This is a genomic window from Streptomyces sp. NPDC107498 (genome assembly GCF_055582805.1).
This window is the reverse complement of record NZ_JBVJPE010000021.1, coordinates 32025-49671: the sequence shown is the minus strand read 5'-3', so window position 1 is coordinate 49671 and position 17647 is coordinate 32025. Positions and strand designations below refer to the sequence as shown.

Sequence of the window (17647 nt, the reverse complement as noted above, 5' to 3'; positions counted from 1 at the left end):
TCCGGCACCGCGCGACAGATGCCCACGAAGGTCTTTGAATGGAATCATGAGCACCGTTAGATGGCTTGCCGCGGCGGGGCTGGCGGCGGCGCTCGTCGGCGCCGCGGCGCCCGGCCCCACGCCGTCGCCCACGCCGTCGCCCACGCCGCCTCCCGCTCAGCCCCCGCCCCAGCTCGACGACGCGGCGGTGAAGCGTGCCGTCGACCGGCTCGACACGGTCGTCAAGGACGCCATGAAGCGCACCGGCGTGCCGGGCGTGTCCGTCGGCGTCGTCCACGACGGCAAGGTGATCCACCTGAAGGGGTACGGCGTACGGAAGGTCGGGGAGAGCGCAGCCGTCGACGCCGACACCGTGTTCCAACTGGCCTCCGTGTCGAAGCCGGTCGCCTCCACCGTCATGGCCGGAGCCCTGGGCGTCGACGGCTGGGCCAAGCCGGTCGCCCCGAACGTGCCGGACTTCAAGCTCAAGGACCCGTGGGTCACTTCCCACGTGACGTCCGCCGACCTGTTCGCGCACCGCAGCGGCCTTCCCGACCACGCGGGCGACCTGCTCGAAGACCTCGGCTACGACCGCGCGTACATCCTGTCCCATCTGCGGTACGAGCCCCTCGCCCCCTTCCGCGCCAGCTACGCGTACACCAACTTCGGCCTCACGGCCGCCGCTCAGGCGGTCGCCGAGGAGAAGGGCGTGTCCTGGGAGAAGCTCTCCGCCGACACGCTCTACAAGCCGGCCGGCATGAACTCCACCAGTTCCCGCTTCGCCGACTTCGCGAAGGCCACCGACCGGGCCTGGGGCCACGCCGAGGTCGACGGCGCCTGGAAGGCCGAGTTCGTACGGAATCCGGACGCCCAGTCCCCCGCCGGCGGAGTCAGCTCCAGTGCCCGGGACATGACCACGTGGCTGAAGCTCCAACTCGGCGACGGCAAGCTCGACGGCAAGCAGATCATCCCCGCCGACGCCCTGGAGCGCACCCACTGGCCCGAGTCGGTCTCGAGCCCGCCGCACGCCCCGGCCGGCCGGACCGGCTTCTACGGCCTGGGCTGGAACGTGAGTTACGACGACGAGGGCCGGCTCAGGCTCTCGCACACCGGAGCGTTCGCGCTGGGCGCGCACACCAACGTGACGATGCTGCCCGGCGAGCAGCTCGGCATCGTCGTCCTGACCAACGCCTCACCGGTCGGCGTCGCCGACGCCGTCGCCCTCGACTTCTTCGACATCGCGCAGACCGGCAAGGTCAGCCGTGACTGGATCCCGCTCGTGGACGCGATATACCAGCAGCAGACGGACGCGCTCCGGTCGAAGACCGACTACGCCCACCCGCCGTCCGGCGCGGCGCCCGCGAAGGCCGCCGACACGTACGCGGGCACGTTCGAGAACTCCTCCTACGGGCGGGCGAAGGTCGTCGCGGGAGCGGACGGCACCCTGACGCTCCAGCTGGGACCGAAGCCGCAGTCGTACCGGCTCACGCACTACGACGGCGACACGTTCAGCTTCCCGACGGCCGGCGAGAACGCGGTGGGTCCCACGGGGGTCACCTTCACCCCGGACGGGAAGTCCTTCACCGTCGAGTACCTGAACCACGAGGGCCTGGGCACGTTCACGCGCGCCAACGGTTCGTGAAGCACCCCATGGGTGTGTCGCCGTGCCCGACCGGAGCCCGGACTCCTCCTACGCGGCGCTGTGGCCGTCGCTCGTGGCGCTCGGCCCCGGCGCCTCTTCCGCCCTCTCCGTCCCCTCCGTCCCCTCCGTCCAGGGCCAAGCGGCGTCACGGCCCGCCTCGACGAGGCCGACCGTCCGGAAGGCGGCGTCCGTGAGGCCGCCGAAGGTGTGCCGGTGGGGGCCCGTGGGGCCGTGGGCGGGCCGGTGTCCGGCCAGGTTCCAGGTGTAGACCGGGACATCGGCCGGGACCGGCTCGGTCGGGTCGACGGAGTCGTGGGGCGCGACCTGCTCGTCGGTGACGATCAGGACCCGGTCGTGGCCGCGGTAGTGCTTCCGTACCGCTTTCGCGGTGTAGGTGCCTCCCATGCTCCGGAAGCGTTTCAGCACGTCGAGCACCGGCTCGCCCGGCGCGAACGGCACCTCCGCGCTGCCCCGGCCGAACTCCACCAGATCCGCCCGCTCGGCCCGCACGGCCAGCGCGGTGCCGAAGACGGCCGCCGCGTCGGCCCGGGTCAGCCCGGACCGCTCGGAGACGGTGTCCCAGAACATCGAGTCGGACCGGTCCACCAGGATCAGGGTCCGGCCGGGCAGGGCGGGCACGTCGGCCAGGGAGTGGCCGAGGGCCCGTTCCAGCGGGGCCGCCCAGCGCGGCGACGCCTGCTGGTGGGCGGCCAGGTAGCGGAAGGGGAACTGCCGCGACCGGGCCACCTCGGAGGCGTCCGAGAGCCGTTCGGCGACCCGGGCCGCGACCTCGTCCGAGACCCCCGCCCCGTCGAAGTTCCGCAGGTTCCGCAGGAGCGCCATCGGGCCCATCGCGGGGATCACGGCCTCCCAGACGGCGGCGTCCATCGGGGCGTGGAGCCAGCCCGCCAGGGCTTCCCACGTCATGCCGGCCGCGGCCAGCCGCGCGGGGCCGTCCGGCCCGGTCACCACGGCCCGCCGCTCGTCCGCCGCCGTCTCCGTCAGCGCCCGACGCGCCGTCAGCAGGGGGTCGGAGAGCGGCGGAACCGCACGCTCCGGGTGGTGGCGGCGGTCCAGGGCGTACCGGAACAGCGCGCCCTGCCACGGTTTGACCGGATCCGGGGAGGCGTGCACCAGGTTGAGCACGTCGCCGAAGCGGAAGTCCTGGGAGGCGGTGTCGTACTTGAGCAGGGACCGGGACGTGTAGAGACGGCGCACGCCGTCGGCGATGCCCCGCTTCACGGGTTGCGGCACGTTCCGCCCGTACGTCGAGATCCAGTGGGCGAGCAGCGCGCCGGGCTCGTCGGCGCGCTGGAGCACCGAGTCGATCACGGACCGGTTGGAGGGGCCTCCGGACGCCCCGGCGTCGAGCCGGGCCCGCACGTACGCGGCGGCGCCCACCAGGGACGCCGTGCGCGTGTTGCCCTCGGCGCGCAGCCAGCGCAGCAGGCCGGCCGTCCACTCCGGGTCCTCGACGGCGAGTTCGCGGACGAGGCGGGCGTACCGGTCGTCCCGCTCGGCGCCGGTCTCGTAGAAGGTCCGCTGGGAGACGAAGTTGCCGACCGCGAGGAGGAAGAGCTCGTCGCGGGGCGCCCGGACGAAGGCCGGGCCGCCCGCGTGGGTGCGGAACTCCGGTCCGGCGGGCCCGTGGTGGAGCCGTGGTGGTGCCGGGGGCGTGGCGCGGGCGGCCGCGGAGACGTGCGGGGCCACGAGCATCTCGGACCAGACCTTGGAGACGCGCGGGGTGTGACGGGGCAGTGAATCCTCCCGGATTCAAGGGTTCGGAAGGCCCCGGCCACGACGTCCGGCGGGGCGGAGGCGCCCGCGCCCACCGAGATCCGGAAAGGCGGCGGCATCACGTGGATTCGAAGGAAGTAGCCGCAGCCGAGCGCATCGGAGGCGCGGTCGCGGGGCCAACGTACAAGGCGCGTCGGCCCGTGCACCAGCGATTATCGCCACGCCGCCGATCACCGGTGTTCCGGCCGGTCCGTCCCCCGTCGCCATGAGGACGAGCCGCGACGAACCGCTTCGACGGCCCCGCGAGGCCGTCCCGTTCCCCTTCCTCCGGGTTCACCCGCAGCGGTACGTGAAGGCGGCCTCCGCTGCCCCGGTGGACGGGGACGTGAGGACCAGGCGGGCCACGGCGTGGTGGGTGCCCCGGCCCCGGAAGGTCCACAGGAGGGGGAGGCGGGCCTCCTTCCGGCCGCGGGGCAGGGTCTCGCGCAGGGGCGCCGAGCGGGTGCCGTCACTGCGTTCCCAGTGGTACGTGAGGGTGCCCGGGCGGCCGTCGGTGCGCACGACGCCCAGCACGTTCGCCGTGGCGTCGCAGCCGAGCGGTCCGTCGGGGGCGGTGACCCCGACGGACCGGACCGCGACCCGGGGGCCGTACTCGCGCCAGGCGAGCAGGGCCAGGACGACGAGCAGGATCGCGGCCGCGGGCGCGTACCGCAGCAGCCGGCGCGTGCGCGGTCGGCGGGGTGGCGGGGCGCCGGGCAGGGTGCCGTGCCAGATCTGGGCCGCCGTCGGGGTGTTCCCGGCGCGGCGGGCGGCGGCCGCGGTCACCCCGGGACCGAAGCGCAGCACCTCGCCCTCGACGCGGTCGGGGGTCGGGTCGGGTGCCGGGCGCTGGAACCAGTGGCTGCCCAGTTCGGTGGCGCTGTAGTCGTCGTCGTTCATGTGATCACACACCGCCGGATGAAGATCTGCTGCAGGGAGCCGCCGTTCGCGGCGGCGGGGTCCGTGGTCGCGCGCACTCCCCAGTAGCAGCCGGGGCCCCGGACCGCGTGCGGGAGCGTGAGGGTGTACCGGTCGGCCCCTTCGCGCCGGACGGTCTCCGAGCCGTCCGGCGTGCCGGGCGCGCCCTTCTGGTCGCCGGTGAACCACTCGACGAGGAGCGTCACCGGGCCGGTTCCGTCCGTCGTGATCTCGACGGTGGCCTCCGCGTCCGTCGGCCCGGTCTGGCGCAGGCTCGTGACCGAGGCGGCCGTGACGGAGACCGGGGGCGTCGGCGGCGGGGTGGTCGGTGGGGTGGTGGGCGGCGTGGTGGGTGGGGTCGTGGGGGGCGTGGTCGGTGGGGTCGTGGGGGGCGTGGCGGGTGGGACCACCGGTGCCGTCGTGGTCGGCGGGGGTGTCGTGGTCGGCCCGGTCGTCGTGTCGGTCGGTGCGGGGGCTTCGGGCGTTTCCGAGGACGGGGAGGGTTCCCGGGTCGTCGGCGTCGTGCTCGGGGTCGGTGGGCGGGCGCTCGGTGACGTGTTCGTCGTCGCGACGGCCTGGACGGCCTCCTCCCCGGCCGCCTCCTCTCCCCCGGCCCGTGCGGCGAGGGCGAGGAGCACCGCCAGGACGAGGGCCGCGGCCGCGGGCAGCCCGTGGGGGACGCGGCGCCGGAGGCGCGGCGGCGGTTCGGGCAGGGTCGTCGTGGCGAGGGCCGTCGTGCCCCGGGCCGTACCGCCCGAGGAGGGGAAGAGCAGCGGCAGGAGTGCGGCGAGCGCTGCGAGCCGGCCCCGTCCGCGTTCCTCCCAGTCCGGTCCGTACGCGGCGGTGGCGACCGACTCCAGTTCGCCGACGAACGCGTCCGCGTTCTCCGGCCGTTCGTGCGGGGCCTTGGCGAGGCCCCGGCGGATGAGCGGGCGCAGCGGTTCCGGCGCCTGTCCGTCGGGTACGGGCGCCTCCAGGTGCTGGAGGGCGAGTTCGGCGAAGTTGTCCCCCGTGAAGGGTTTGCGTCCGGTCAGGCACTCGAAGAAGGTCGCGGTCGCCGCGTACACGTCGGCCGCGGGCGAGGCGGGCGCGCCGTTCCACTGCTCCGGGGCCATGTAGGCGGGCGTCCCGGCGACGCCCGGGCTGCTGTCCCGTCCGGCCGCGATCCCGAAGTCGACCAGTTTGGACGACCCGTCGGCGGCGACGAGGACGTTCTCGGGCTTGTAGTCGCGGTGGACGACGCCCGCACGGTGGGCGGCGGCGAGTCCGAGGAGCGAGCCCTTGAGGACCGCGAGGGCGGCCTCGGGTCCGGTCGCGCCCTCCCGGGCGAGCAGGGCGCGCAGCGCGACGCCGTCCACCAGCTCCATGACGATGGCCGCTCCCCCGGGCGCCTCGACGTACTCGTAGAACCCGACGACGTGCGGGGTGTCGAGGGCGCCGAGGAGCCGGGCCTCGGAACGGAAGCCGCGGACGAACGCCCCGTCCGAGCGGAGCCGCTCACCGAGGTACTTGACGGCCACCGGTACGCCGGTCGCGTCGTGGGTGGCCAGCGCCACGCGTCCGCTGCCGCCCGCGCCCAGCTCGCGGGACTCCGTGTACCCCGGGACCACCCATGCGCTCATCCCCGTCCCCCTTCGGCGCCGCGGCAGTTTTCCCCATAGGGACTGATTCTGGCCACGGGCCGGTTCCCGGCGAAAGGGGTGAAGGGGAAAGAGGGCGGGGGAAAGAGAAAAAGGGGATGGCCCCCGCGGTGCGGGGGCCATCCTCCGTGGTTCTCACCGCACGACTACGGCGTCACCTTCAGCAGCTTGTTCGCCGTGCCGGAGGAGGGGTTCTCGATGGCGTCCGGGGTGGCGGCCCCGGTCAGCCCGGCGGCCGTTTCGGCGGGCGTCGCCGTCGGGTGGGCCGCCAGGTAGAGCGCCGCCGCACCCGTCACGTGGGGCGTGGCCATGGACGTCCCGGAGATGGTCTTGACCCCGGTGTCGCTGTCGTTCCAGTCCGACGTGATGTCCGAGCCGGGGGCGTACAGGTCCACCACCGCGCCGAAGTTGGAGAAGTCCGACTGCCGGTCGTCCTTGGTGCTGGACGCCACGGTGATCGCCTCGGGCACCCGGGACGGCGAGCCCTGGCCGGCGTCGGAGGACTCGTTGCCGGCCGCGACGGCGAAGGTCACGCCGGAGGCGATGGCACGCTGGACCGCCGCGTCGAGCGCCTCGTCGGCGCCGCCGCCGAGGCTCATGTTCGCGACGGAGGGCCCGGAGTGGTTCTTCGTCACCCAGTCGATGCCGGCCACGACCTGTTCGGTGGTGCCGGACCCGTTGTCGTCGAGCACCCGTACGGCGACGATCCTGGCCTTCTTGGCGACGCCGTGGGCGGTGCCGGCGATGGTGCCCGCGACGTGGGTGCCGTGACCGTTGCCGTCGTCGGCCGTGTCGTCCTTGTCCACGGCGTCGAAGCCGTGGACGGCCCGGCCGCCGAAGTCCTGGTGGGTGATCCGGACGCCGGTGTCGATGACGTACGCCGTGACGCCCCCTCCCCCGCCGTCGGGGTAGGCGTACTTCTCGTCGCCGGCCGTCACGGCCTGGTCGATCCGGTCCAGGCCCCAGGACGGGGGCTTCTCCTGCGTCTCCTCGATGCTGAAGCGCTTGTTCTGCACGACGGTCCCGACCGCGGGGTCGGCGGCGAGCCGCTTGGCCTCCTGGACGGTCAGTCCCGACGCCGAGAAGCCGTTGACCTCGGAGCCGTAGGAGCGCTGGAGGGTGCCTCCGTACTTCTTCGCGAGCTCCGCCTTGTTCGCGGACGCGTCGAGGATGACGACGAAGCTGCCGTCGACGGCGCCGGGGGCGCCGAGCCCGTGCACGGTCCCTTCGGCCGGGGCGGCCGCCCCGGCGAGATTGCCGGCGAGCAGTGCCGTGACGGCGGCGGCTGCCACGCCCGTGGCTATGGCCACGTGCCGAAGACCGCGGGATCGCTTGTGAGTTGCCATGAAAAGGGATCTCTCCTCGTGTTGACGTGTGGGGCGTCAAACGTTCGAGAGAACCCTGTGCGGATTGGCAGGAGCAAATCAAGTGCGAACCGGGGGTACGGGGTTCTTCAACAAGGTTTCTCAATGACCTCTCCGCATCGCCTCCACCTCGCACACGTCGCGCCGCGAACTCCTCCGTGAAACGGTCACGTTCACCGGAGGATCGAGCGACGCGGTGCCCGTCGGGAAGACGGTGTCCCGTCAGCGGGGCCGGTCCGTGCCGGGACGGGTGTTGAGGCGCGCGGCCTGACGGGTCAGATGGTCGCGCTCCAGGACGTCGGTCGCCTTCCTCGCCGCCTCGGCGTACAGGCGCGCCGCCGTCGTGAGGTCACCGGCGCGTTCGTGGAGGTACGCCGCCACCGCCGCGTACCGGGGCAGGGAGTCGTCCAGCTCCGCGAGGGCCGCCAGGCCGGCGCGCGGTCCGTCGGCCTCGCCGACGGCGACCGCGCGGTTGAGTCGGACGACCGGGCTGTCGGTCAGACGCGTGAGCTCGTCGTACCACTCCACGATCTGCACCCAGTCGGTCTCCTCCGCCGTGGGGGCGTCGGCGTGGAGCGCCGCGACGGCGGCCTGCGCCTGGAACTCGCCGAGGCGGTCGCGGGCGAGGGCCGCCTGCAGGATCTCGACGCCCTCGGCGATCGCCCCGGTGTCCCACCGGGCGCGGTCCTGCTCGGCGAGGGGCACCAGGCTGCCGTCGGGCGCGGTCCGGGCGGCGCGGCGGGCGTGGTGGAGCAGCATGAGGGCGAGGAGCCCCGCCACCTCCGGGTGGTCGATCGCGGCCGCGAGCTGCCGGGTGAGCCGGATGGCCTCGGCGGCGAGGTCGAGGTCACCGGAGTAGCCCTCGTTGAAGACCAGGTAGAGGACGCGCAGCACGGTGGCGACGTCGCCGGGCCGGTCGAACCGCACCTGCGAGACCGTGCGCTTGGCCCGGCTGATGCGCTGCGCCATGGTCGCCTCGGGCACCAGGTAGGCCTCGGCGATCTGGCGGGTGGTCAGCCCGCCCACGGCGCGCAGCGTGAGCGCGACCGCGGACGAGGGACTCAGGGACGGGTGGGCGCAGAGGAAGTAGAGCTGGAGCGTGTCGTCCGTCGCGGGCACGGGACCGGGCGCCGGCTCCTCGTCGACGAGGTCCTCGCGCCGACGCCGGGCGGTGTCCGCCCGGGTCGCGTCCAGGAACTTGCGCCAGGCCACGGTGATCAGCCAGCCCTTGGCATCGCGAAGGGGGTCTCCCCCGCCCGAGTGCGGACGAGAGCGCGGGGAGGGGTCGGCCCGCCAGACGCGGACCGCCTCGACCAGCGCGTCCTGCACGGCGTCCTCGGCCGCCGCGAAGTCGGCTCCACGGCGGACGAGGACGGCCAGCACACTCGGGGTGAGGCTCCGGAGCAGGGCCTCGTCCATGGACGTGGTCACTCCGTGATGGTGGGCGGCGCGGCCATGAGCGGGCGCAGTTCGAGCCACTCGTGGATCGGCTTCCCGCCGGCTCCGGGGGCGGCCGAGAGCTCCCCCGCGAGCTCCAGGGCGCGCTCGTAGCCGTCGACGTCGATCACCATCCAGCCGGCGATGAGGTCCTTGGTCTCGGCGAACGGGCCGTCGGTGACCGGCGGGCGCCCCTCGCCGTCGTAGCGGACCCACACTCCGTCGGGGGCGAGACCCTGGCCGTCGACGAACTCGCCGGTCTTCTCCAGACGGGCCGCGAAGTCGTGCATGTACTGCACGTGGTCCGAGATCTCCTCCGGCGTCCACCGGTCCATCGGTACGTCGTTGACCGCGGCCGGGGCGCCCCGGTAGTGCTTCAGCAGCAGGTACTTGGCCATGATGTTCTCCTCGGTCCTCGTGCGGCCCATTCTGGTCGCTCTCACAGCGGGGACGGAGCAGGGCGCGGGTTCTCGACATCGGTCGCCGAATTATTTTTCCGGGACGTGGGCGAGGCTCGTCGGAGCGCGGGCTCGCGGTGGCGGGGCCCCGCCTTCGCTGCGGTCCGGACCGGTCAGCGGCGGTCCGGAGCCGGCGGCGACGGCCCCGGACCGGCAGCGGGAGGTCACCGTCGGGCCAGGCTCGCCGTCGTCGAGGGGGACCTGGTTCCGTCGCGTAGTACGGGGACGTGCGGGCGAGGGCGCTGGGTCGGCGTGCCGACCGTCGTCGTGGCGAGGAGGAGGCGCAGGGCACGGCGGGCCTGCGGGGCGTCGAGCCGGGCATCGAGGTCCGCCAGGGCGCGGCCGGCCCGGTGCCGGGCGCGGCCGGTGCGTCCGGAGCGGTGGTCGGCGAAGGCGCGGGCGTAGTGGGCCAGCGCCGTGGCCCAGGCGTCGTCGGCACAGCCGGGTTGGGCGAGCGCCCGCCGGGCGGTGCGGGCCGCTTCCGCGGGGGCGTGGTGGGCCTGGACCACGGCCAGGGCGGCGAGGCTCACGGCGGGGGGCGGGCCCCAGGGGGCGCCGCTGGGCGTGGTGTCCGCCGCCTGCCGGTAGTACCGGGCGGCCGATTCGCGGTCCTGCCGTCGCCACGCCAGGGTTCCGTGCACATGGGCGATGTGGCCGAGGAGGGCGTCGTCGCCGGCGAGCACGGCCGCGGGCCAGGCGAGGGAGAGCAGGTGGTGCGCCGTGCGCGGGTCCCGCGCCGCGCCGAGCCAGGCCGCGAGCCATCGGCCCCGCGCCACGAGCGGGCTGTCGGCGGGCAGCCGGGGCAGCAGTCCGTGCAGTCGGTCGCCGCCTTCCCGGGCGTGGTCGTGGACCGCCCACCAGAACCACAGGTGCAGCATGGTCTCCAGGGCCGTCTCGGCGTGGCCGGACCCGTCGCCGGCGCGGTGCACGAGGGCCATCAGGTCGTCGTGTTCGTCCTGGACGGTCTGGAGCGCCTGTCGTTGCAGGCCGGTGTTCCACAGGGTCTCGGCGACGGCCGCCACACCGCGGAAGTGGACGGCGTGGCGGTCCCGCGTCATCGGCCGTTCGCCCGCCGCCGCGAGCCGTTCGGCGCCGAAGTCGCGGGCGGCCCGGGCCATGCGGTAGCGGGGCGGGTGCACCGCGCCCGCCTCCCCGAGCGTCCGGAGCACGCCCGTGGCGCTCAGGGTCGCCAGGGCGGGGGGCACCTCGTGCGGTGCGAGGTCGGAGCCCAGGCACACGAAGACCGCCGCCGCCTCCGTGAAGGGCCCGGTGAAGACGCTGAGCCGGCGCCAGACCTTGCGCTGGGTCGGTTCGCACAGGGCGTGGACGGCCCCGATGGAGGTGCGCAGCGTGCGGTGCCGCAGCAGGAGGGGGTTCGGGTCGGACAGGCGGCACCGGCCGGTCTCCAGGTGGGCGGCCAGCTCCTCCATCGTCCACTCCCCCAGTCGGCCCGCGGCGAGTTCGAGGGCCAGGGGGACGCCTTCGAGCAGCCGGCACACCCGTGTCACGGCCGCCGGATCGGGTTCCTCGCTCCATCCGCGCTCCCGCGCGCGGGAGACGAGGAGCTCCGCGGCGGGTGACGCGCCCGGCCGGTCGGGTGCCGGCTCCACCGGCAGGGGCGCCAGTCGGACCACCTGCTCGTCCCCGAGGCCGAGCGGTCGCCGCGCGGTCACCAGGACGCGTACCGCCGGCCGGGTCATCAGCAGCGTCTGGACCATGCCGATGCACTCCGTGTGGACGGGGTCGACGTCGTCCAGGAGGAGGAGCACCTCGCCCGCCGGAGCGGGCCGAGCCGGCGCGGCGAGCTCCGCGGGTGCCGGATCCCGGGGCGGGCCCGAGTCGCTCAGGGCCCGGTCGACGTCCCAGGGCACGCCGGCGCCGCCCAGGGCCCGGGCGACCCGCACGGTCAGCGCCCGGCGTCCGACGGGGATCCCGTCGTGCCAGCGCACCCGCACCACCGTCCGCGCGGGGCCCTCGGGGGGCGGCGCGAGGGCGGCCAGGGCCAGTCGGCTCTTGCCCGTCCCGGCCGCTCCGGTCACGGTGACCAGCCGGTGTCCGGACACGGCGGCCCGGAGCGCGGCGAGTTCCCCGTCGCGTCCGACCAGGGCCTGACCGTCCCGGAAGCAGGCCACGAACCGGGCGCCGTGTCCCTCGTCCCGATTCCGCATCTCCGGCACCGCGCACCCTCCAGATCTTCGCTCCCGCCATCGGTCCACCGCGGTCGGGAGTCGATACAGAACCCGCAGGTCCCGGATGCAGAACCGTCACTGCACCGGGCGTCACGGCAACCCCAACGCGCTCCCCCGCCCACGGGTGGCGCGGACGGGGGACGAACCACCCGTCGCGGCGAACGGGGGAACGCGCGACCGATACGGCGACTTCCGGCCCGGCCCCACGGCCGACAGGTGCCGACGGTCTCGCACCCGGTCGGACGCTCCCCGCCCCGGCCGATCCGGACGCCACACTTCCACTGGCTTGAAAGCGATCTGCTTGCCACTCCTGGCAGTTGATGATCAATTCAAGTAATCTTCGATCGCGCCGGGGGCGTCACGGGATGACCCGGGATCAGAACCTGGGGGTGCCAGTGTCCAACGCCACCATGCTCGACCTGCCGTTTCCACCTCGCAGCAACCCGAACCGGGCAACCGTCGCACAGCGCCACCGGGACTGGCTCCTCCATCACGAGGGCCTTGCCGTCACCGTCGCCCTGCCGGCGTACGAGAAGTGGGACGTGCCCCGTCTCGCCGCGTTCACCAGCCCGGATTCCGCCGCCGACGACCTCGTCCTCGCCGCGGACCTGCTCGGCTTCTACTTCCTCTTCGACGACCGGTTCGACTCGGGCCTCGGCCGCTCCCCGGCCCGAGTGGCCGAGATGTGCACCCGGCTGACGGGCCTTCTGCACGGGAACGGCCCCGAGCCCGGCGCCCGTACCGCCGTCGAGCAGGCCTTCGCCGACCTCTGGGAGCGCAGCGTGCGCGGCATGTCGGCCCGGTGGCTCGCCCGGTCCGCCTACAACTGGGAGTGGTACTTCGCCTGCCACCCCGCCGAGGCCGCCGGCCGGCTCTCCGGGCGCCTCCCCGACCGGGAGGGCTATCTGGCGCTCCGCCGGGGCACGGCCGCCATGGAGACCCTCTTCGACATGGTCGAGCGGCTCAACCGGTTCGAGCTGCCGCAGGAGGTTCTGCACCATCCGTCCTTCCGGCGGATGCGCCAACTGGCCGCGGACATACCGTCGTTCACGAACGACGTGCACTCGTACGCGCAGGAGATCGCCCGCGGCGACGTCGCCAACATCGTGATGATCGTCCGCGAGGAGCTCGGCGGCACCCCCGACGAGGCGGCCGTCGAAGTGATGCGCGAGGCGCAGGCGATGGTCGACCGCTTCGTGGAGCTGTCGTCCGAGGTCCCCGAGATATGCGAGCTCCTGGGCCTCCCCCCGGCCGCTCGCGAGGCGGCCCGCCGGTACGTCGACGGGCTCGCCGCCTGGATCGCCGGCTACCACCGCTGGGAGATCGACACGGGCCGCTACGCCCACTGATCCGCCCTTCTGGCGCCGCTCGGCGCGACGGGGCCCGACGACCGATGGAGCTGCCGCCCCGGGTGCACGAGGCGTGGCCCCCGATCGGCAAGACGCTCCCGGGGGGCGGCCCGAAGGGCACCCCCTACGCGAGGCCGGCGTCGATGACGTGTCCGGCCAGGGCGCGGGCCGCGGCGGCGGGCTCGACGCCGGGGCGGGTCGCGCCGGCGGCGAGGAGGCCGTCGACGAGGATGAGCAGCTGGTCGGCGGCGAAGTCGGGCCGGGCGTGTCCGAGGGCGGCGAACTCGTCCGCGAACAGGCCCCGGAGGGTGCGCCGGTACTCCCTGGTGACCTCGTGCCCGGGGTGCTCCGGGTCCGTGAGCGCGAGGTCGGCGGCGAGGTAGCGGCAGCCGTGGAAGTCCGGGTCGGCGGCGATGCGGCCGAGCCGGTCGACGACCGCGAGGAGCCGGGCCCTGGGGTCGTCCCCCGCGGAGTCCATGGTGGAGCGGTAGCGCCCCACGTCCTCGGCGGTGCTGCGGCGCAGCACCTCGGCGATGAGGCCGTCCTTGCCGCCGAAGTGCTCGTACAGCGAGCGGCGGGCGACCCCGGCCTCCTTCAGCAGGGCGTCCACGCCGACGCCGACGCCCTGACGGTAGGTCAACTCCTGCGCGGCGAGCAGGAGTCGCTCACGGGGCCCCGGCTTCACGGAAGTGCTCATGCGGCAATTCTGCAGCACTTGACACGGTAGATCAACCGTTCTATCTATAGCCCTCGTAGACCGAACGGTCTATCTCTTTCGAGGAGGCGTCATGTCCGTGCGCACCACCGCCGAAGTCATCGCCCGCTTCAACCGCGCGTTCACCGACCGCGAGGCCGGCCTCCTCGCCGACCTGATCGCCGAGGACTGCGTCGTGGAGAGCGTCCAGCCCGCGCCGCGCGGGGAGCGGGTCTCCGGACGCGAAGCCCGTACGGAGTGGTGGACCGCCCTCGTCGACGACGACGCCGCGCGGTTCACCCCGCAGGAGGTCATCGTGGCCGGTGACCGCGCGACGATCGTGTGGGCCTACCGCTTCGGCGACGGGCCCGACCAGTGGGTGCAGGGCGTCAACGTGATGCGCGTGACGGACGGCCTGATCGTCGAGTCGCTCGGCTTCGGCAAGACGGCCGGGGAGGTCCCGCCGGCCGCCGGGTCCGACGCCGCGTGAGACCCGGACCGGGCCGCCCGGCCCCCGCCGCCGTCACCCGTCTCCCCCGCGCCACCCACGTCCCCACCCACGTCTCACGAAGGGCACGACCGATGCGGAGCTACCACCTGTCGCACAGCGGGGCCGGGCTCTCCGGCCTCACCGTCCGCGAGCACGACGTCCCCGTGCCGGGCCCCGGCCAGGCCCTGGTGGCGGTGCGGGCGACGTCCCTGAGCTTCCGCGAGCTCATGGTGCTCGACGGGACCTACGTCCTTCCGGTCCAGCCGGACGTCGTCCCCGTCTCCGACGGGGCCGGAGAGGTGGTCGCGGTCGGCCCGGACGTCGAGTCGGTGCGCCTCGGGGACCGCGTCGCCGCGACGCTCTTCCCCTCCTGGCAGGACGGCCCCTTCGCCGTCGAGCACCTCGCGCAGCGCGGCGGCTCCCTGGACGGCATGCTCACCGAGTTCGCCCTCGTCGACGCGGACTCGCTCGTGACCGTGCCCGCGCACCTGACGTACGTGGAGGCCGCCACCCTGCCCTGCGTGGCGGTCACGGCGTGGAACGCGCTGACCGGCGACGGAGCGGGGGTCAGTCCCGGCGACACGGTCGTCGTGCAGGGCTCCGGCGGCGTCTCCCTCTTCGCTCTCCGGTTCGCCAGGGCGCTCGGCGCGCGCGTGATCGCCACGACCGGCGGCCCGGCCAAGGTCGCGCGGCTGCGCGAGCTCGGCGCCGACGCCGTCGTCGACCGCTCGGCCGCCCCCGACTGGGCCGGCGGGGTCCGCTCCCTCACGGGCGGACGGGGCGCCGACCGCATCGTCGACGTCGCCGGACTCCTCCACGAGTCCGTCCGCGCCATCGCCCTGGCGGGCACCATCGCGTGCGTCGGTTTCACGGGCAGGACCGCCCCGCCGCTCGACCCGTACGCCCTCTTCGCCTCCGGCGCGACCGTCCGCAGCGTGGCGGTCGGCAGCCGCGCCCAGTTCACCGCCATGAACGCCCTGATCGAGGCGCACGGGCTGCGGCCGGTCGTCGACCGCGTCTTCCCCTTCGACGAGGCCGTCGACGCCTACCGCCACTACGCCACCGGCACGGCCTTCGGCAAAGTGGTCATCAGCCACTCCTGACCCCGGCGCCGCGCCCCGCCGTTCACCGGTTCCAGTACGGGGCGAGCGCCCCCTCGCGGTACGGGGCGGGGCTCACGCTCAGGTCCCCCGCGAACGGGCGGTCGAGGACGAAGACCAGGAGCAGGCTGAAGCCGATGAGGCCGGCGACGGAGGCGACGAAGAGGAGCTGGATCCGGAGCTTGCGCATGCCGTAGAGGAAGGTGAGCGGGACGAGGACGATCGCACCGCCGAAGGCCAGGACCTGGAGCAGCGGCGGGAGTTCCTGCTGGGCCATGTTCAGACGGGCGCGGCGCTGGGCGGCGACGTCGTTGAGGTGGGCGACGGCCTGCTCGTAGAAGACCTCTTCGCGCGGGGAGGCCGGGTCGTACGACTGGAGGACGTCGAAGGCGGACCGGAGGTGCCTCTCCGTGGCCCCGTAGCTCGGCTGTCCGGCGCGCATGCGGGGCCACTGGTCCTCGACGACCGCGTGGACGTAGCCGCTGACGGCCGCGTCGAGGTCGGCACGGACCGGGGGCGGGAAGGCGGCGGCGTCACGGGCGATGAGCGCGGCGTCGGTGGCCTCGCTGGCGACGATGGTCTGCGTGCCGTCCAGCTGGGTCCAGAGGGTGACGATGACGAAGGCGAGGATGATCCCGTAGATCGCGCCGAACATCCCCAGCGTCACCCCGACCATGTCGTTGTGCTCCCCCCGGGCCAGCGAGGGGTACCTGCGGCGGAGCAGCACGCTGCCGGCCACGGCGAGGACGACGGTCCCGCCGACGGTGACCACGGCGAGGGTGAAGGTGCTGAAGTGGTTGAGGAGCCAGAGCGACATGTGCGGGGAGTCTAGGTGCGGCGCGCGGTCGCCCCCGGCCCCTGAAGGCGATCACGGCCAATGATCACTCGCCCGTGTCGGCGATGGAACACGCTGCCGCAACGAGGGGACGGCACGGGGCACTTCACGCCGTCGGGGGCACGGCCGCCGACCGCGCCTCCGGGGCGGCCGGGCCCGGTGCCGCACGGCGGCCGGTCGCGCACGGTCGGCCGCCTCGTCGTCGCCTTCGGGGGCCGTACGGTCACGTGGTCAACCCCGGGGGCGGTCGCGCTCCCCGGGCGTCAGAGCGGGTCGACGACCGGGGCGGGGCCGACGACCGTCAGGGGGATGCCCAGGCCCTCGCACATCCGCCGGGCGCGCGCGAGCGCGCTGAGCGACGCGGGCGAGGGCTCGGCGGTGGGCAGCTGCATCCTGACCAGACGCGGTCGATGCGCCAGGAGGAGCGTCTCGATCTGCAGGGCGGCCGCGGCACGACTGGGGACGTCCAGATCGCGCAGGAGTGCCAGGTGCAGGACTCCGTCCTCGACCAGATGCCTGATGAGCATGGCTCCTCCCGCTCCGGATCCCGCTCCTCGCCGCAGGACGCTCCGCTTCGTGAGAGCACGACGGAGGGCGACACGAGCATTATCTGCACAAAGGCCCGTCATCGGCAGGCGCAGCGCACGCGCCCGGTGGTTCCGGCGCCCCGGCCGACGGGGGCCCGCTCGTGCGCGGGCGCTCCCCCGCCGGATCCGTCCCCGCGGGTCCGTTTCCGGGCGGCGCCACGGGTTACACGCCAGCCATGGCCACCCAAGACATTCCCCGCCGTTCCCTCGCACTCGCCCGCGCGGTGCTGCCGTCGGCCAAGGGGCCGGGCCGCGTCCTGGCGGCGATGGAGCGGATCGAGAACTCCGCCCGGTGCGACCGGGTCGTCGACGCCCTGCGGCGCACCGTGCAGGGCCTTCCGCTCGGCCGGGCCCGGGACGCCCTCCACGGCCGCTGGCTCGGGCATCCGGTCCATCCGCTCCTGGTGCAGCTCCCCGTCGGGGCCTGGCTGTCGGCGGCCGTGCTCGACCTCCTCCCCGGTGAACGGCGGGCGGCGCGCTACCTCGTCGGCGCGGGCCTGGTGGGGGCGCTGCCGTCCGCCGTGTCGGGCTGGACCGACTGGGCGGAGCTGCGGCGCCCGCAGCTGCGGGTGGGGCTCGTCCACGCCGCCGCGAACATCACCGGCGTGGCCCTCTACACGGCCTCCTTCTCGGCCCGGTGCCGCGGGCACCACTGGCGCGGGAAGGCGTGGGCGTTCTGCGGTCTCGCCGCGATCGGCACCGGCGGGGCGATCGGCGGCCATCTGGCGTACCGGCAGGGGGCGGGGGCGAACCACGCCGAGGAGGTCGCCGACCTGGTCGAGCCGGGCTGGCACGACCTCGGCGAGGTGGTCTCCCTGCCCGAGGGCCGGCCCCGGCAGGGCCGCATCGGCGAGGTGCCCGTCGTGATCGTGCGGGACGCGGACGGTGAGGTCCGTGTCCTGGCCGCACGGTGCAGCCACATGGGCGGACCGCTCGCCGAGGGCACCGTCGTCGACGGCTGCGTCCGCTGCCCCTGGCACGGCAGCACCTTCCGCCTGTCGGACGGCTGGAACGTGACCGGTCCCGCCACGGCACCGCAGCCCGCGTTCGAGACGCGGACCGTCGCGGGCCGTCTGGAAGCACGACTCCGTACGGGCGTCGCCGACGGAACCGCCGAGGCCTGAGCCGCTGGCGGGGGCCCGGCGTCGATGTCCCCACTCGCGCGAGTGGGGACATCGACGCCGGGCCC

General features: G+C 74.3%; 15 protein-coding genes. 5 read left to right on the top strand and 10 right to left on the bottom strand.

Features of this window, described 5'->3' with window-relative positions:
* Positions 1 to 46 precede the first annotated feature (46 nt).
* Positions 47 to 1621 carry a serine hydrolase gene (locus ACZ66Z_RS29540; protein ID WP_469938415.1) on the top strand — a complete coding sequence of 525 codons (1575 nt, stop codon included), beginning with the start codon at positions 47 to 49 and terminating at the stop codon, positions 1619 to 1621.
* A 48-nt stretch (positions 1622 to 1669) separates the two neighbouring features.
* Here the strand turns inward: ACZ66Z_RS29540 and ACZ66Z_RS29535 are convergent, their stop codons facing one another.
* The 7 genes from ACZ66Z_RS29535 to ACZ66Z_RS29505 form a co-directional block, all read right to left on the bottom strand.
* Positions 1670 to 3337, bottom strand: coding sequence for a TROVE domain-containing protein (locus ACZ66Z_RS29535; RefSeq protein WP_469938414.1), 1668 nt, complete (start codon positions 3335 to 3337; stop codon positions 1670 to 1672).
* A 354-nt stretch (positions 3338 to 3691) separates the two neighbouring features.
* Entirely contained in the window at positions 3692 to 4297 is a 606-nt protein-coding gene (locus ACZ66Z_RS29530; RefSeq protein ID WP_469938413.1) for a hypothetical protein, read from the bottom strand.
* The gene (locus ACZ66Z_RS29525) at positions 4294 to 5937 is read right to left on the bottom strand and encodes a protein kinase domain-containing protein (RefSeq protein WP_469938412.1); all 1644 of its coding nucleotides are present in this window, start codon (positions 5935 to 5937) and stop codon (positions 4294 to 4296) included. Before ACZ66Z_RS29525 ends, ACZ66Z_RS29530 begins: the two co-directional genes overlap by 4 nt.
* 164 nt (positions 5938 to 6101) lie before the next feature.
* A complete protein-coding gene (locus ACZ66Z_RS29520) occupies positions 6102 to 7301 on the bottom strand; it encodes a S8 family peptidase (protein WP_469938411.1) in 1200 nt (399 codons plus the stop codon).
* 240 nt (positions 7302 to 7541) lie between these two features.
* Entirely contained in the window at positions 7542 to 8738 is a 1197-nt protein-coding gene (locus ACZ66Z_RS29515) for an RNA polymerase sigma factor (protein WP_469938470.1), read from the bottom strand.
* 8 nt (positions 8739 to 8746) lie between these two features.
* Positions 8747 to 9154: a YciI family protein gene (locus tag ACZ66Z_RS29510; RefSeq protein WP_469938469.1), complete on the bottom strand. Its 408-nt coding sequence runs from the start codon at positions 9152 to 9154 to the stop codon at positions 8747 to 8749.
* A gap of 224 nt (positions 9155 to 9378) precedes the next feature.
* Positions 9379 to 11382, bottom strand: a complete 2004-nt coding sequence (locus ACZ66Z_RS29505; protein WP_469938410.1) for an ATP-binding protein — start codon at positions 11380 to 11382, stop codon at positions 9379 to 9381.
* A 410-nt stretch (positions 11383 to 11792) separates the two neighbouring features.
* Here ACZ66Z_RS29505 and ACZ66Z_RS29500 point away from each other — a divergent pair, with 410 nt between their 5' ends.
* Positions 11793 to 12752: a terpene synthase family protein gene (locus tag ACZ66Z_RS29500; protein ID WP_469938409.1), complete on the top strand. Its 960-nt coding sequence runs from the start codon at positions 11793 to 11795 to the stop codon at positions 12750 to 12752.
* Between the two features lie 124 nt (positions 12753 to 12876).
* On the opposite strand, the gene ACZ66Z_RS29495 is transcribed toward ACZ66Z_RS29500, so the two are convergent.
* The gene (locus tag ACZ66Z_RS29495) at positions 12877 to 13449 is read right to left on the bottom strand and encodes a TetR/AcrR family transcriptional regulator (RefSeq protein WP_469938408.1); all 573 of its coding nucleotides are present in this window, start codon (positions 13447 to 13449) and stop codon (positions 12877 to 12879) included.
* Between the two features lie 91 nt (positions 13450 to 13540).
* Here ACZ66Z_RS29495 and ACZ66Z_RS29490 point away from each other — a divergent pair, with 91 nt between their 5' ends.
* Positions 13541 to 13936, top strand: a complete 396-nt coding sequence (locus tag ACZ66Z_RS29490) for a nuclear transport factor 2 family protein (protein WP_469938407.1) — start codon at positions 13541 to 13543, stop codon at positions 13934 to 13936.
* A gap of 92 nt (positions 13937 to 14028) precedes the next feature.
* Positions 14029 to 15039: a zinc-dependent alcohol dehydrogenase family protein gene (locus ACZ66Z_RS29485; protein WP_469938406.1), complete on the top strand. Its 1011-nt coding sequence runs from the start codon at positions 14029 to 14031 to the stop codon at positions 15037 to 15039.
* A 22-nt stretch (positions 15040 to 15061) separates the two neighbouring features.
* On the opposite strand, the gene ACZ66Z_RS29480 is transcribed toward ACZ66Z_RS29485, so the two are convergent.
* Complete coding sequence (locus ACZ66Z_RS29480) at positions 15062 to 15853, bottom strand: bestrophin-like domain (RefSeq protein WP_469938405.1); 792 nt, start codon at positions 15851 to 15853, stop codon at positions 15062 to 15064.
* Between the two features lie 281 nt (positions 15854 to 16134).
* On the bottom strand, positions 16135 to 16398 hold the full coding sequence (locus tag ACZ66Z_RS29475; protein ID WP_469938404.1) for a hypothetical protein: 264 nt from the start codon (positions 16396 to 16398) through the stop codon (positions 16135 to 16137).
* A gap of 236 nt (positions 16399 to 16634) precedes the next feature.
* On the opposite strand from ACZ66Z_RS29475, the gene ACZ66Z_RS29470 reads away from it, so the two are divergent.
* The gene (locus ACZ66Z_RS29470; protein ID WP_469938403.1) at positions 16635 to 17582 is read left to right on the top strand and encodes a Rieske (2Fe-2S) protein; all 948 of its coding nucleotides are present in this window, start codon (positions 16635 to 16637) and stop codon (positions 17580 to 17582) included.
* The last annotated feature ends 65 nt before the right edge of the window (positions 17583 to 17647 follow it).